The following is a 14437-nucleotide window of genomic DNA, read 5'->3' on the forward strand; positions in this document are numbered from 1 at the left end:
ATATTGTGGAGGGGAGTGTCTTTCTGGTTCCCCTCCGCAATGGACAAGACGCTGCATGTGTCGTCACTAGGCACGCCCGTGCCGGTGCAACGGTCGGACACTTCTTTCCGCCGTCGTCGTCGGCACAAATGGTTGAGCTCGCCCCGGGCCTCGTTCCGAGTCAGGCAATTCTTGTAGCCCGATTCGGCGACTTCCCAATTGTGAACGACGTATGGCATTTCGTCGGAAACTTGCCCGGGTGGCAACGCGATCAGTGGCCGTCCACAAAATTCTTTCGCGGCGATCATAAGGCCGGCTATACGGTGGTCTACGATGACCGTGATCCGAGTGAAGTTATTGCGGAGTACAAAGCAGGGGCAGAGGATCTCGCCTTGCCGAAGAACGATTTCTACGGCGATCTTGCACTGCAGACCCTGTTATCGGAGATCCTTCGCGATCTGAATCCGTAATAAGGGAGTCGTCGGTCGGCGTGAGATCGCCGACGCGGATGATGTAATGCCGTGTTCGGTCCAAGCCGCCGCTGCGGAGCACGGTAAGACTGAGCACGTGAGATGAGTGGGTATGGCTGGCTGGGACGACATTGGGCTGTACGGCCGCTCGACGAAGCCGCGGCTTCTGCTGAGCATCCGGGTTACGAGTTGTGAGCAGCGAGCGGTCGAGGCTGCGCGAACATGGTTCGATCTATCCTTCGAGCGCCTCGGCGGTGGACTCCGAGCTCGACTAGTGAACCAACCTGAGCGGCGCGCCTCCGGGCCGGAGGCGCTGCGGCTCATTCCCGGAACCGTCCGCGGCATCTTGCAGGTCGCGGGCAAGGAGCTTTTTGACACCCCTGATCGCTTCTTGAACCTTGAAAGCTGGAGCGATTTTCTGGAGGAGCTCGCAGGGCTGCCCTTGCTGGCCGCCGTTCAGCTCGATGACGTTGACGGGCAGGATGATCAGGCGGACGGCATATTCCAGATCACGTGCCGTCGGATCACGGTAGGTGACGAAACGTGGCTTGATCTGCTGACCATGGGTGACCAGTCGTTGATCGATTCGCCGGCTGGTCAGGAGACGATGACGTCGGTGCTGCGCGACGTGTGCCAGTTCGGGGACGTGGTCTATGGCGAGATCTCGTGGCTCGAGGACACGAACCAAACCGTCCTCGAGCGTGCTCTGGGGCTCAGGCCCGCCGAAATCCTCGCCGGAGCGAGCATGACCTCCCGGGGGTACGCGTGGCTCACCGTGATCCCGGCCCAGGCCGCTGCCCGGCTCGGTGGTCGCCAATCGCTGGCGAAGTCCAGAGCTTTCGCTAAGGTCCAACAGCTTCCGAACGGAGCCCTGTGGCTCCAGTCGAAACCCGACCGCTTCGTGGACTATGACGAGAGTGCGGCGTCGCAGATCTTCCAAGAGCTCGCATCCGTGCTGCCACCTGGACAGCCCAACCTTTACATGTTGAAGCCCCCCAATATCCTCATCGATCGTGATGCTTCGGCGACCGCCGAAGCATGATGCCGATTGTCTCCACTAAGGAAGACCACGCTGCATTGCGCAATTCCTGTCGGCGTTGTGGCAGGCGGTGCCACAGCGCCTATGTGCGTGCGCCACGGAGCGAAGGCCGAGCTGACCGCTTCGGTCGCGATCGAGTCGGCACCGGCACCGTGGACCGGGGCGCTGATCCCGCTCGGCGGCATTGTGTTCGTTGCCGTCCGCGCCGCGACGCGCAGGGTCGTCACCGCCCCACGGTGGGCCTTCTGTACTCGCTGCAGATCACTGCGCTACCTGCGGATGGCGGCCGGCTTTGTGCTCATCGGCCTCATGCTGGCGTTTCTGGTGGTCGGGCTTGACGCGGCGGACACAAGCTATGCGGGGCCGGCTGAACACCGAAGCAGTTGGTGGGCGTTTGCGGTCGCGCTGTTGGCTGGCGTTGCCGGCTGGATAATTCTGGTGGTGTCTCGGTGGCAGTCGATCGCGCGTGCTCGGCTGAGCCGGGACGGGCTATCGGTCGACGTCAGGAAGCCGTCTGTCGAGTTCGCGGCCGCGGTGGAAGCCATGTGGGCGCCGAACACGGGCACATTGCCCGCAGTGGCGCGCCCGGCGTAGCGGACCACGATCTAGGGATCAATGGGCGAGTCGAGGCTGCGGAGCGGGCGCAGTGGACCGCTCCCGTCTCGCCGCCGATCTGGTGGGGCTGGCGGGCGCAATTCTCGCCAGCCATACGGGATCTGGACCTACCTACCGGGCTAGGTGATCGCACCGGGGATGAGGACGAAGACCTCGTGCCCTACGGCTAGGGTCAGCTCACGAGCCGAGGCAGCTGGCGCCGCAACACGCTTCGCGGAGCGTGGGATGATGCGGAGGATGACCCAGCTGGGGGCAAGGTCTGCCCGACTCAGGGTGAAACCTGCGCGGGTACGGTGACTGTCGCCCCGTTCTCAGGCGACCGGCGTGACTGGGATGTATCCCATGATCCATCCTGGCATAACCGTACCTTCTACCCGAAGACGACCCGGAAAGTGGTCCTCGACGAATACAACTCAGACGTCGGACTTGAGTGCATTTCGGATAACAGATCGGGACAAGACAACGATAGCCGTTTCTACTATACACATCCGGACGACTAATGAAGCGAGTGAGTGTGAGCAGGAGTGCGCTGGTCAGCCATCTCGAGAACCATCTCGGGCTGATAAAGGTCGGCTGGAATGCCGACGCTGACGATACGCCAATGCCGTTCCAGGTTGTTCGGTATGTCGGCTCTGTGGCTGGCGGAATAGCATTTTCAACCCTCGGTTTGAGTCGGCGAGAATTGCTTTCCGATATCTCTGGGCGACGGTTTCGGCAGGAGCTCCTGATGATTGCCCCGCATGAAGCGGCCGACTATGTTCCTGCTCTGTTGCAGCAAGTGGGACTTGAGGCAATCTCTGGCGATCGCGCGTTCCTTCGTGGCCGCGTGCTCGGCCCTCGCGGTCGACTTGTGCCCGACACAGCGATGGAGGCGCTCTACACCGCTATGCCGGTTTATCTACCGGAGGAGTTCGCGGATACCGTCGACGATTCCGGGAACGAGATCCTCATTCCGTGGCTGGTGCCCATAACCCACGCTGAGGCGCACTTGGTTTTTGAAGAAGGGTGGCGCAAGTTCGAAGACAAGCTCGCCGACGAGGATCCTGACCTCGTGCAGTGGTCTCGTCCCTCAATGGTTTAGGGGGACCCTTCGGCATTGGGCTGCTGATACCTCAGTCGCGTTCATAGGGGATCAGCAGCTTACCCGGCCGCACGTCCATGTCGAGCTGAACGATGGGCCGACACCGACTTCATCGGCTCCGTTGCATTGGCCATTGGCAAGATCGAGGGAGACTTGAGCGGTGAACTCATCGACCCGTCCGCGCACCTGTTCGCTACCGAAGTCGGCGTTTGCCGGGTTCCGGTTCCCGGCCGAGGTGATCGTGGTCGCAGTCCGCTGGTACCTGCGGTTCAATCTCTCCTATCGCGACGTTGAGGAACTGCTGCTCGAACGCGGCGTCGAGGTCGATCACGTGACCGTGTTCCGGTGGGTGCAGCGGTTCATCCCGCTACTGGCCGACGCCGCCCGATTCGGCCGGCACTCGCCAAGCGACAGGTGGTTCGTCGACGAGACCTACGTCAAAGTCCACGGGGTGTGGCGATACGTGTACCGCGCGGTCGACCAGCAAGGGCAGATCATCGACGTGCTGGTCTCGGACCGCCGGGACGCCGCCGCGGCCCGTAAGCTCTTCCACCGTGCGCTGTCCACGCTGAAGGTCACGCCCACCGAAGTGGTCACCGACGCCGCCGCGGTCTACCCAGCCGTGCTCGAAGAGCTGATCCCGTCGGCGTGGCACCACGTCGAGCGGTACGCCAACAACCCGATCGAGGCTGATCACAGCCAGCTCAAACACCGGCTGCGACCGATGCGCGGGCTACGAACGGACAAGACCGCACAAGTGATCATCGCCGGACACGCCTTCATGCAGAACCTGCGCCGCGGACATTACGAACTCACCGCCGACAGCTCGTCCGCTCTCCCGGTCGCCGCTGCGTTCACCGAACTCGCCCAAGCGATCTGACCGGCGACCCCGAGGGTTCACCACGTCCACCGATCCCACAACGCAACGGCCCCCCCGATGGGCTTGAGGCTGGCGCAGACGGAGGCTGGTCCAGCGGTTCGATGATGAGCGCGCCGTCGGTGGTGCAACGGGCGAGCATGATGTGGTCGTCGTCGTTGTACACCGCGCACGTGCCGTCCGGCAGCGGCTCTGGTATGACACGTCGGGCTTCGACGTCCCAGCGCCCCAGTCCTTCGCCGACGCTGCTCTCGGTGATGACATAGACGAGGACGGTGTGGCCTGACCGGTCCTGATAGGTGTGCAGCAGGTGCGACATCGGGGTCATCTGGTCGCCGGACCAGATCAGCTCGCCGGTGCCGGCGTCCCAGTAGTGCACGACACCGTCGAGGTCGAACCCGACGAGGATGTGCTGCCCGGCATTGGCGCGGACGACGGTCAAACCGCTCATATGGTCAAGGCCGCTGGCAAGTGGTTCGCCCATCGGTTGGCCGGTCGCCGCGTCCCAGCGGCGTACCTGTCCGGCTTCGCAGCCGGAGAACAGCGTCGCGACACCGTCCACCACTGCGGCGGCCACCACCTTCACGCTGATGGGATGGCCAGCCGACGGTTCTCCCAGCGATCGGCCGGTCGCAGCGTCCCACCGATACACAAGCCAGTCATGCCCAGCACCAGCGATCACGATTCGCCCATCGGGCAAGGTCACCGCTGCCACATCCCAGATCGTCATCGGCGTCTCATCCGGCGTCGGGTCGTGGACAGTCAATCGGGGTGCGGCCACACGGACGATGCCGTCCTCATCGGCTCCCACGACCACTGTGCTGCCGTCGGCAAGCCCGGCGACGGCAACACCGAACCAACCCATACGTCTGAGGACGCCTAACAGCTGTCCCGTACGTACATCAAAGCTAGCGATTCGGCTGCGGGTTTCGACTACCAGCGTGATCTGTTCGCGGCCGATGCGTACGACGTCGACACGATTAGGGTTCCCGGCGTGCGGATGCACCACGGGCGCGACTTGCCGGCCGGTGACCAGGTCGAACTGCTGCACGCGTGTGTCCTCCGTTGCCGCCAGCAGCATCGGCCCTCCGTTCTCCTGGTGGACGGTGGTGAGCGCGCTGACGCGGTCGCCCACGGCGATCGGGTCACCAGTTGGTTCGCCGGTCAACGGATCCCACCGGTGCACGGTGTCGACGACCGCAGCAGCGAGCAGCCCACCGGCATACGTGACATCGCCGGGAAACCACGGCTGTCCCGGCGCCGGCTGCCAACCCGTGCTCAAGCTCTTCGTTACTCGCCGTCCGGTCGACAGATCCCCAACGTGGATGTTGCCGCTGGCGCTGGCGACGCCGACCAATCCGGGCCCGACTGAGAACACGGCAACTGGGATACCGCATTTCGCCAGCGGTGTACCCACAGGTTGGCGGGTGACCGGATCCCAGGCTTTCACGAGCCCATCCGCTGCGCCGCTGACCAATACCGGGCCGGCGCCGCCGCCGTCGACCACAGCGAGGGACCAGATCGGCTGATCGTGTACCGGCCAGGGCTCGCCGGTGGGCTTACCGTCTACGGCGTTCCAGCTCCGCAGGTAGCCGTCGTCGCAGCCAACCACCATCACCGGACCCGGCGAACCGGCGACCACGGCCATCGGCAGGCGCGACGGCATGCCACGCATCGCCCAGTCCGTGATCGGCGTCCCGATCGGTTCGCCGGTCGTCTGATTCCACCGCCACAAGCCGTAGCCGGCCGACCCGCCGACCACCAAGGGGCCGTCCGGCGAATCGGCGATCGCAACAGCGGTAGGACCACCGAACGACGTCTGCGGAGCAAACATTGTCCCCGACGAAGGGCCTTTTGACGGGTCCCACAGCCGGACAGTGCCCTCAGCCACAGACAGGCACTGCGACCGGTGTCCGAGCATCGCAGTCACGACGATCGGTGTTGCGTCAGGGATCCGCATGAGCGAGCAGCATACGGCCCGGCCGACGTACAGGTGTTCCCCTGACCGCGGGGCAACGGCGCCCGGAGGTTAGCGGTCGACCACCCAGACCGTGCCGTCTGGCGCCGCCCCTGTCACGACGATGGAGGCGACGATCCTGAGCCTCTGCAAGGGGGACGGTGTCCTCGTCGGGGTACTCGTCGTGCTGCCCATTGGCCAGCACATATCCGCCGCTGTAACCCTGGGCGCCAGGTGTGGCGGCGTGCTCGCCTTCGTCAGACTCGTACCCTCGCAGGATCACCATCGCGCGCTGGGTGTTGGTCGCCAACGTCAGAGATCGCCCCGACGTGCTGGCCAGCGACATCTCAAGCTGCCCGTCCGCGATCCGGGCCCGGACCCGCTCAGGCAGCTGCGTCGGCGGCCCAGCCGGCTCGCCATCGATTGTCCAAGACTCGGTCACGTCGGAAACCATCTCACGCTGGCCTGCTGACCCTGCTTCCCGGACGGGCGGCCTTGATCAACCTGCGGCTTCCGGTGCTCGTGGAGAACACCGCACTCGGGTCGCCTACGCGATCGCGATGCCGCTCGATGACCACGTCAGCAGGACTTGTCCTGCACGGTGATTTGACGGCCTTTAACCTTACCGTCGCGGACCTGCACACCGACGAAGTCGCGACCGGCAAAGAGTCAGTCCTGGTGCGCAGAGAGGCGCCGCAAATGTTGGGGGTCGCCAACACGCCTAAGGTCGGCCGGCGTCTAGCTACCAGGACGGATCGTCGATCATCGACGTAAATATTGGGGCGCATGTTGAGAAAAGACTTCAACGTCATGTACTGGCAGCCTGAGGACGGCCCATGGTCGGACACTGCCCGAGCGATCCAGACTGGATCGGCTACTTCGACGCCGCCGAATACTGTACGCAAGCAGGATCGTGCTACCTCGACCTACGAAAGTCTGAGACCGCCGACCAGTGGTTCGCTCAGGCGCTGAAGGCGATGCCTGCCGACAAGGGGTGCGACCGCGCCACTCACCTGCTACGCCGTGCCGAAACCGCCGTCCGCAGCGGCATTTTCCTCGCCGCGGGCACATTCGCATGGGAGGCCAAGCCGCTGATGAAGACCGCACGAGCCGCCCGCAACGACGGCCGCCTGCGCGATCTCCAATGGAGCCTTCGCCGGCGCGGACCACGCGGCCGCGAACTGACCAACCGGCTCAGCCGCGGATGACCACCGCCTCCCGTCGGGTCGGGTTGGTTACCGGCGCCAACCGCGGCCTCGGATACGCCCTGTGCAGGGCACTTGCCCAGCAGGGCAAAAAGGTCTACCTGTCTGGACGCGACGCTGCGTTCGTCACCCAGGCCGCCGCCACTCTCGCGGCCGAAGGACTGCCCATCCGCCCGGTGACCTTCGACGTCACATCCGAAGCCTCCGTCAACACTGCGGTCGACCAGATTATGGCGCAGCACGAGCGGATCGACGTCCTCATCTACAACGCGGGCATCGTCGGAGACGCCGGGCAGAAGGCCCCCCACCCCGACTTCCAGCGCGTCGAGCAGATCGTCGACACCAACCTCATGGGGGCATGGCGGTGCGTCGCCGCGGCCGCCCCGTACATGATCGCCGCAGGCTACGGCCGCATCGTCACCATCTCCAGCCGTCTCGCCGCCACCACCGCGACCCGGTGCCAACGGGGGAGTCAGCTACCGCGTCGCCAAAAGCGGCCTCAACACGCTGACCCGGGTACTGGCTGCCGAACTCGACGGCACCGGCGTACTCGTCAACGCCGTCGCGCCCCCACCCATCCAGACCCGCATGGCGCTCCCCGGCATCGAGACGATCACCGCCGAGGCAGCCGCCACCGACACCGTATGGCTGGCGACGCTTCCAGACGACGGGCCCAGCGGGGACCTGTGGACCGGTCGCCGAGAGAAGCCGTGGTAGCGGGTACCCAACGTCGCGTCTTTGGTGTGGTTGTGACGGTCGTGTTAGTGATCACGCAATGACTGGCCCGGCCGGGGGCAGCGGCACGATATCGGCACCGGTCGCCTGCAGAGCCAGATGCCATCGATCGAGTGCGGGCTGGATCGGGCTGATGTAGACGTACTGAGGGTCTTCTGAAGTCGAGTCGGAGCAGGTTCCGTCGTCCTTGCTGTGGTTGCCGCCGGTGATCGTTCCCACCGCGAGGACCAGCCCAGGCTGGACGGGATCCACCACGAACGCCGGCCCGCCGCTGTCCCCGTGGCATGCGCCCACCGTTCCGGCTGGCACCTTGACCTTGATCATGCCCTTGAACTTCAGGTAGTCCGTCTGAAGAGCGACGATTTCGAGTCCGCATCGAACACCGGTGACTGCCCCGGACGCGCACAAGCTCTGACCGACACGCAGATCACGGGCGACGCCCGACGCGTACTTGACGAAGCGGCCGCCGGTGGGACCGTCTGCTACTCGCGGGTCAGCCGGGGCGGCGATGAGCCCAACATCGCTAGCAGCGTCGACGTCGGCGAACGTTCCGAACTTGCTGGAGTCATCAACGCCGCCGTTCAGGAACCCGCCTTCCTTGCCGTAGACCGCTCCCCCCGATGTGAGTACGCAGTGCCCAGCGGTCACGAGGTAACTGCGATCACCGGGACCTGTGACAGCAAATCCGGTAGTGCATTCTCCTCGAGCGTAGGTGATCCCTGAGCCGACCTCGGCGTAATAGAGCTGACCTGCGTAGTTACTGGTTGACGTCGTGGGCGTGTTGGTGGTGTCGGTGTGCAGGCGACCGAGAGGGTTGGTGGCGGCGCACGGTTCGACCTGGGTGTTGATGTCAGCGCCGGTGTCCAGCCAGACGTCGGCGATCCAGCCAGCCTCGTTGCCGGCGCTGTCGGTGACCCGATCCCAGTAGGGGTTGGTTCCGCCCGCTCCGGCGACCTGGTGATCGCCGACCCGGTAGCAGGTGACGGTGTAGACGCTGGCTGCGGTGGCGGTGCCGATGACCGCTCCTTCGGGCTCGTCGCGCAGGTTCGCGTCGGCGAACGGCGTGCCCTGCACGGTGGAGGCGGGATCGGCCACGGCGATGCCGTGGCCGACCAAGGCAGCGATCGCGGCCGCGGCGGACGCAGTGGCAATGATGATCTGTCGCTTCATGCTGTCCACGGTCGCCGGCTACCAGCGCAAGAGAAAGATCAATTGACCCCAGCATGGTGCGCAATTTGGACGCTCTGGGGACACGATGAGCGTCTGGTCTTGCCACGTCTCAGCAGTGTGCGATGCCTGGTGAGTAGCCGTCCGCTGCGACCGGCGGAGTGTCGACCCAGAAGTCGTAGATCCAGCGGCCGTTGCTGAGCTTGTCCCAGGTCCGAAACTGCTGAGTGCGGTTGGATGGGTTGTAGTTCGTGCCGTCCCAATCTCCGTTGTTGATCTGGCAAACGATCTCCAGTACGTCGCCAGGCCATCGGGATGCGACCGCAGTGGCACCGGTGTTTGGTGCGACGCGTTCCCACACGCCTTCAGTGGCCGAGACCGAAATTGGGTAATGCCAGACCGGTGATGCGGGCGGGTTCTGCCCAGCGTTGCCGCTTGTGGGGGTGCTTTGCTGCGCTGGTGCGCCAGTGGTGACGTTCACGGCCGGACGCGATTTCTCCGTGCTGGCTGTCGTGGGACTGATCGACCGGCTCGGGCCTGCGCTGGTCGGACCAGACGTGGTGGGGGTAGACGCCGACGTCAGGCTGGTGGTCGGGCGCAGTGGATGGTCATCGAAGATCCCTGTCGGCCACGCCGCGGGCGGCTGAGCGGTCGGTTGCGGTTCTTCGATGACGCTCCAAATCCAGACGGCCGTGGTAGTCAGCAACAGCGCCACCACGAGGGAGCCGATGGTCGCCCGCCGCTTCTGGCGCTCCATGCGAGTCTTCGGAATGGGCAACGCTACCGATTTGGGATCGTTCGCGCCTTCCTCGTACGCCTCGTGGAGTCTGCGTACGCGGTCTTCGACGACCCCGGCCATGCCCGGATCGCCCCACGGGTCTTCCGCCACGACAAGGGCCGGATACTCGTGGGACGGCGGCGTCAGCTCAGGCTCAGCCGAGTCTGGCTCGGCAGGCGCGGCGGATCGGTCAGCGTTCGCCGCACGAATTCGATGCACCGCCCGGACGAAGGCGTCAACGACGCTGGCATCGGCGCCCATGGCACGAACCAGCCCGGCGAACTGATCTGTATCGCGAGGCACGTTCGCGCCGCGTATCAGATTGCGCACTTGGTTGGGCGAGTAGCCTGACTGTTCCGATAGCAGCCTGATGGCCCGATTGCGGCGGCTGTGTAACGCGCTCAACTGCGCACCCAGGCTCGCCTTGTCGGTGATCGTTTCCGGATCGACGTCGAGGGCCACTGCGGCTGTCCTCCCCAGAATCGGCTGCTGGCCACCATTGTGCCGCACAGAGCAATCTGCATTGAACAAACAATTGGCCGATCAAGATGGCAGCTCAAAGCACAGTGGCCACCTCAACTGACCCAACCACTGACGCCGCGTCTCCACGGGAGAGCCCTGGTCGATGCTGGGGTCAATTGATCTTTCTCTTGCGCTGGTAGCCGGCGACCGTGGACAGCATGAAGCGACAGATCATCATTGCCACTGCGTCCGCCGCGGCCGCGATCGCTGCCTTGGTCGGCCACGGCATCGCCGTGGCCGATCCCGCCTCCACCGTGCAGGGCACGCCGTTCGCCGACGCGAACCTGCGCGACGAGCCCGAAGGAGCGGTCATCGGCACCGCCACCGCAGCCAGCGTCTACACCGTCACCTGCTACCGGGTCGGCGATCACCAGGTCGCCGGAGCGGGCGGAACCAACCCCTACTGGGATCGGGTCACCGACAGCGCCGGCAACGAGGCTGGCTGGATCGCCGACGTCTGGCTGGACACCGGCGCTGACATCAACACCCAGGTCGAACCGTGCGCCGGTGCCACTGAGTACCAGCCCACGTTCCAGCTCAACTCGCTGAGCATGCAGACGCTAGGCACGCAGGTGCTGGGCGCGCTCGGCGCGGCATCCCACGCTGCGGGCGGCACCGGCCGGACCGTCGCCGGCACGGTCGTCGCCGGCGAGAACCTCGCCGTCAAGACTGCCCCGTCGCTGTCGGCCCAGCGCGCCGGAATCGGCCTGCTGCCCTTCAACCACAGCTACACGGTGGCCTGCTACCGCGACGGCGACGAGGTCAGCGGCCAGTACGGCACCAACCGGCACTGGGACCTGATCGTGGACCCCGCCGACCACGGCCGGGCCGTCGGCTACGTCGCCGACGTGTGGCTCAATACCGGCGGCGACATCACCACCCAGGTCGACGCCTGCGGCGACGTCACCATCGCCACCGGCCCGGACTCCGCCATCCCTGGCCCTCACGGCAGCAAGGACGTCCCCACCGCCCACGCCGTCAAGATCACCTCTTCGGCGTCGACGGTCACCGGCCCGGAGGTGTCCTGCTTTGTGGGCCGCCACATCGAGTACAAGTGCCTGGCCCCGATCGTGAAGATCGACCTGGTGGCCAAGTACGCCGCGGCTGCGGACATCGATCCGCGCCTGGTGCTGACGATCCTGATGCGCGAGGAGAACAGCTTCGGTTACGGCCGCCCCGCCGAGGACATCAAGCTCTGGTTCGGCGCTAACTCCCGCGGCCTGGGCAACATGCACGAGAGCACCTTCAACGACACCAAGGCCAAGCACCCCGACGTGTTCGGTGACAAGCAGTGGGCCGATCTGACCGGCGACGACGAGCTGTCCATCAAGGCCACCGCCTGGTACCTGCACGACCTGCGCGACCAGCTGCCCGCGACCTGGCGCGGCGACCACTCGCGCGACGAGCTGCTGGCCATCGGCTACAACGGCGGCGCCGAGAACATGCAGCTCATCGCCGACGGCACGCCGCCCGGGGAGAAGGCGCGCAACTACGTCAACGGCGACTGGGCCAACTCCTACGGCGTCAACAGCTGGTGGTCGCGCGCCGACGAGCTGATCTGCCGCTCCGGCCTCTACCTCTGCCACTGACCACAGGCCGACCCTGCGGAGGCCTGCCTGCGGGCAGGCCTCCGCACACCCGAAGAGGAGAACCTCATGACCACCGTCCGCCGAGCCGCTCGCGCCGCGCTGCTCACCGTGCTGGCCACCGCGGCCGCCCTCGTCGCCGCGGCCCCGGCGGCCCACGCCGCCGAGACCGTCGGCGCCCGCGCGACCGTCGCCACCGACGGCACCCCGCTCAACATCCGCACCGGCCCCGGTACCGGCACAGCCGTCGTCGGGCAGCTGCCCGACGACGCCGCGATCACCGTCTACTGCGTGGTCCAGGGCCAGGCCGTCACCGGACCGTGGGGCACCACCACCTGGTGGGACAAGATCGACCCGGTGGCTGACCGGTATGTCACCGACGCTCTGGTCTACACCGGCACCATGGACCCCGTCGCCGCGCTGTGCGGCTCCAGCCACCAGGACAAGCCCAGCAGCCAGATCACCGACCCGGCCGCCTACCCCTACGCCAACGGCAACCCCGCGCAAGCCGACGGCATGGGCTACTACCGGCGCGAATGCGTGTCCTTCGCCGCCTGGGCCGTCACCCACGACGCCATCGCCGACAACAACACCGACCTGTCGTGGCTCGGCAACGCCTGGATGTGGGGCTACGACCCCCGCGCCACCCGCCGCACCGGCACGCCGCAGCCCGGCGATATCGCCTGGTGGGACCGCAACACCATCTCCGAACTCGGCCATGTCGCCTACGTCGCCCAGGTCACCGACACCGCCGTCCTGATCTACGAGTACAACGGCTTCGGCGACCACCAACTGCGCACCGACCACTGGATCGGGCTGAACGAGCCCAGCGCCTACCTCAAGCTGTGAGCGGCGCCCAGGCGGCCCCTGAGGTGTGGCCACGCAGGCCGCTGGCTTTCCAGCACAGGACGACGTGCGTCCGGCCGGTGCATCCGACCCGAATAACAACACGACCTGCGTGCGAGAATGGCTGGCTGCCTCATGCTGCTCTACGCCCAGCCGGTCAGCCGCCTGATCCGCCTGACCACCGACGACATCATGATCGACGACGAAGACATCGGCCTCCGCCTTGCTGTGGTGGGTGGTGCCGTTGTCGCAGATCACCGCCACGATCGGTGCGTCAGGGTAGGCGGCCAGTAGCAGGTCGAGGAAGTAGCAGAACACCGCCGAGACGTTCTTGACCGACACGTGGTGGTGCCAGGTGCCGGTGGCCAGGTTGACCGTGCCGTGGATGGTGCGGCGAATGTTGGAGCCCGGGGTCAGGATCCGGTGGCGGATGCCGGTGGGCATCCAGCAGGCGCGTACCCGGGCCAGCAGGTCGAGGTACTGTGACCGGCGGCCCGGCGGCTGGCGGACCGATCGAGGTGTGCTTCGCCAACGGGACTGGGTCCGCCAACCGTTTAGGGCCAGCCGTGTTCTCCCACAGGTGCCACCCGGGACCGGGCTTGGCTCCTATGGCCCGATACACATCCCGGGTAACCAGCTGGCCGCAGATCCTGCTGGCACGACGCACGTGATCGCGGTCTCCATCGCCGGCGAGGTCGGAGCGATCGCGGACGTCCGCGTCGCTTTCGGTGCCAACGCCCAACAGGCCGCGGTCGCCGCCCGAATGCTGGACACCGTCCAGGACGGGCTGCGGGCCGCGGGCGTGGCGTCCGCGACGATCACCAGCTCCGTCCGGTCGCCGGCCGACCAGGCCGGCGCGATGTTCAACAACATGGCCGTCGCCCCGGTCCAGCAGCACATCCAGGCGCAACTGCAGCTGTACGGCGCCGGTGGCGGCGCCGTAGTGCGCGTATTCGAGCGGCAAACCCAAGGCCACGATCTCGTCTGGATTCTGTGGCGGAGACACGTGGGGCTATTGCCGCTCGACGCGAGGCGGACACAGGACCGTCCCTTCCCGTCGCCAGGCGCATCCGTCCGCGTTGGCTGCTGTCAGGGCACCCGGGTCGATCGACCCCCAAGACGAGACCGAGATCTGACGTTCGGTCTTGAGCTGGAAGTCGGCGAAGGCGGGTACGCGTCGACCCATGTTGCGGTCGCGGAGTGGTCACGTCCCGCGAGGTCCGTCGACGGTCAGCCAGGGCATCTCGGTTTTGCTGCCTACCAGCCGGGTGACACGATGGCGCTATGCAGGACGATGCGTTGAGCCGAGCGGTCATTGTGTTCGTGTGGGGGAACCCGCGGCGTGGTTGGCCCGGGTCGCATCCTGATGCCGTTCGTGACCTGTTCGGCGATCAAGCGGGCGCTCTCCTGTCTCGCATCGATGCGTTGATCTCGGAGGCCGGACGTGTCTCACCCGACAACGACCTCGCCGTATACGGGCGGCGCGTTGCCGAAGCCTTGCAGTCAAGTCATCCTGAGCTCAGCGACGAAGCGCGCAAGGCTGTGGCGGAGAAGTCCACGTACAGCTGGCGCTAGCCCGG

The 14437-nt window shown here is 65.9% G+C and carries 15 protein-coding genes and 2 pseudogenes; 13 read left to right on the forward strand and 4 right to left on the reverse strand.

Features of this window, described 5'->3' with window-relative positions; all coding sequences use genetic code 11:
- The first annotated feature begins 5 nt into the window (after positions 1 to 5).
- The 6 genes and pseudogenes from HDA40_RS27670 to HDA40_RS27690 all read left to right on the forward strand — a co-directional run bounded on the left by HDA40_RS27670 (position 6) and on the right by HDA40_RS27690 (position 4064).
- Positions 6 to 449: an Imm26 family immunity protein gene (locus HDA40_RS27670; protein ID WP_253763840.1), complete on the forward strand. Its 444-nt coding sequence runs from the start codon at positions 6 to 8 to the stop codon at positions 447 to 449.
- A gap of 112 nt (positions 450 to 561) precedes the next feature.
- Positions 562 to 1491 carry a hypothetical protein gene (locus tag HDA40_RS27675; protein ID WP_253760728.1) on the forward strand — a complete coding sequence of 310 codons (930 nt, stop codon included), beginning with the start codon at positions 562 to 564 and terminating at the stop codon, positions 1489 to 1491.
- 87 nt (positions 1492 to 1578) lie between these two features.
- Positions 1579 to 2082, forward strand: coding sequence for a hypothetical protein (locus HDA40_RS27680; RefSeq protein ID WP_253760729.1), 504 nt, complete (start codon positions 1579 to 1581; stop codon positions 2080 to 2082).
- A 287-nt stretch (positions 2083 to 2369) separates the two neighbouring features.
- Positions 2370 to 2603 (forward strand): annotated as a pseudogene (locus tag HDA40_RS42600) (GH-E family nuclease); the annotation flags it as partial.
- 14 nt (positions 2604 to 2617) lie between these two features.
- Entirely contained in the window at positions 2618 to 3184 is a 567-nt protein-coding gene (locus tag HDA40_RS27685; protein ID WP_253760730.1) for a suppressor of fused domain protein, read from the forward strand.
- A 160-nt stretch (positions 3185 to 3344) separates the two neighbouring features.
- The gene (locus tag HDA40_RS27690; protein ID WP_253760731.1) at positions 3345 to 4064 is read left to right on the forward strand and encodes an IS6 family transposase; all 720 of its coding nucleotides are present in this window, start codon (positions 3345 to 3347) and stop codon (positions 4062 to 4064) included.
- On the opposite strand, the gene HDA40_RS27695 is transcribed toward HDA40_RS27690, so the two are convergent.
- Positions 4039 to 6021, reverse strand: coding sequence for a WD40 repeat domain-containing protein (locus HDA40_RS27695; RefSeq protein WP_253760732.1), 1983 nt, complete (start codon positions 6019 to 6021; stop codon positions 4039 to 4041). The genes HDA40_RS27690 and HDA40_RS27695 overlap by 26 nt on opposite strands.
- Before the next feature lie 833 nt (positions 6022 to 6854).
- On the opposite strand from HDA40_RS27695, the gene HDA40_RS27700 reads away from it, so the two are divergent.
- Positions 6855 to 7226, forward strand: coding sequence for a hypothetical protein (locus HDA40_RS27700; RefSeq protein WP_253760733.1), 372 nt, complete (start codon positions 6855 to 6857; stop codon positions 7224 to 7226).
- A complete protein-coding gene (locus tag HDA40_RS42695; RefSeq protein WP_443671303.1) occupies positions 7223 to 8002 on the forward strand; it encodes an SDR family NAD(P)-dependent oxidoreductase in 780 nt (259 codons plus the stop codon). The genes HDA40_RS27700 and HDA40_RS42695 overlap by 4 nt, the downstream gene beginning before the upstream one ends.
- Here the strand turns inward: HDA40_RS42695 and HDA40_RS27715 are convergent.
- Together HDA40_RS27715 and HDA40_RS27720 are read right to left on the reverse strand one after the other, a co-directional pair.
- Positions 7992 to 9128, reverse strand: a complete 1137-nt coding sequence (locus tag HDA40_RS27715) for a chymotrypsin family serine protease (protein WP_253760734.1) — start codon at positions 9126 to 9128, stop codon at positions 7992 to 7994. The two genes, HDA40_RS42695 and HDA40_RS27715, sit on opposite strands and share 11 nt — an antisense overlap.
- Before the next feature lie 109 nt (positions 9129 to 9237).
- Complete coding sequence (locus HDA40_RS27720; RefSeq protein WP_253760735.1) at positions 9238 to 10365, reverse strand: hypothetical protein; 1128 nt, start codon at positions 10363 to 10365, stop codon at positions 9238 to 9240.
- Between the two features lie 218 nt (positions 10366 to 10583).
- Between HDA40_RS27720 and HDA40_RS27725 the strand changes: the two genes are divergently transcribed.
- The 3 genes from HDA40_RS27725 (at position 10584) to HDA40_RS27735 (ending at position 13151) form a co-directional block, all read left to right on the forward strand.
- The gene (locus tag HDA40_RS27725; protein WP_253760736.1) at positions 10584 to 12014 is read left to right on the forward strand and encodes a hypothetical protein; all 1431 of its coding nucleotides are present in this window, start codon (positions 10584 to 10586) and stop codon (positions 12012 to 12014) included.
- A gap of 66 nt (positions 12015 to 12080) precedes the next feature.
- Entirely contained in the window at positions 12081 to 12860 is a 780-nt protein-coding gene (locus HDA40_RS27730; RefSeq protein ID WP_253760737.1) for a CHAP domain-containing protein, read from the forward strand.
- Between the two features lie 132 nt (positions 12861 to 12992).
- Positions 12993 to 13151: a hypothetical protein gene (locus HDA40_RS27735; RefSeq protein WP_253760738.1), complete on the forward strand. Its 159-nt coding sequence runs from the start codon at positions 12993 to 12995 to the stop codon at positions 13149 to 13151.
- Here HDA40_RS27735 and HDA40_RS42225 read toward each other — a convergent pair.
- Positions 13083 to 13337, reverse strand: a pseudogene (locus tag HDA40_RS42225) (IS630 family transposase); the annotation flags it as partial. The gene HDA40_RS27735 and the pseudogene HDA40_RS42225 sit on opposite strands and share 69 nt — an antisense overlap.
- A gap of 187 nt (positions 13338 to 13524) precedes the next feature.
- On the opposite strand from HDA40_RS42225, the gene HDA40_RS27740 reads away from it, so the two are divergent.
- Positions 13525 to 14160 (forward strand): hypothetical protein, encoded by a 636-nt coding sequence (locus HDA40_RS27740; protein ID WP_253760739.1) that lies wholly within the window; start codon positions 13525 to 13527, stop codon positions 14158 to 14160.
- On the forward strand, positions 14142 to 14432 hold the full coding sequence (locus tag HDA40_RS27745; RefSeq protein ID WP_253760740.1) for a hypothetical protein: 291 nt from the start codon (positions 14142 to 14144) through the stop codon (positions 14430 to 14432). Before HDA40_RS27740 ends, HDA40_RS27745 begins: the two co-directional genes overlap by 19 nt.
- The last annotated feature ends 5 nt before the right edge of the window (positions 14433 to 14437 follow it).

The sequence above is a fragment of the Hamadaea flava genome, from assembly GCF_024172085.1.
Taxonomy (GTDB): domain Bacteria; phylum Actinomycetota; class Actinomycetes; order Mycobacteriales; family Micromonosporaceae; genus Hamadaea; species Hamadaea flava.

Coding starts and splice junctions, on each gene's coding strand:
- HDA40_RS27675 (WP_253760728.1), top strand. CDS start 562: ATGGCTGGCTGGGACGACATTGGGCTGTACGGCCGCTCGACGAAGCCG.
- HDA40_RS27695 (WP_253760732.1), bottom strand. CDS start 6,021: ATGCGGATCCCTGACGCAACACCGATCGTCGTGACTGCGATGCTCGGA.
- HDA40_RS27700 (WP_253760733.1), top strand. CDS start 6,855: ATGGTCGGACACTGCCCGAGCGATCCAGACTGGATCGGCTACTTCGAC.
- HDA40_RS42695 (WP_443671303.1), top strand. CDS start 7,223: ATGACCACCGCCTCCCGTCGGGTCGGGTTGGTTACCGGCGCCAACCGC.
- HDA40_RS27715 (WP_253760734.1), bottom strand. CDS start 9,128: ATGAAGCGACAGATCATCATTGCCACTGCGTCCGCCGCGGCCGCGATC.
- HDA40_RS27725 (WP_253760736.1), top strand. CDS start 10,584: ATGAAGCGACAGATCATCATTGCCACTGCGTCCGCCGCGGCCGCGATC.
- HDA40_RS27730 (WP_253760737.1), top strand. CDS start 12,081: ATGACCACCGTCCGCCGAGCCGCTCGCGCCGCGCTGCTCACCGTGCTG.
- HDA40_RS27735 (WP_253760738.1), top strand. CDS start 12,993: ATGCTGCTCTACGCCCAGCCGGTCAGCCGCCTGATCCGCCTGACCACC.
- HDA40_RS27745 (WP_253760740.1), top strand. CDS start 14,142: ATGCAGGACGATGCGTTGAGCCGAGCGGTCATTGTGTTCGTGTGGGGG.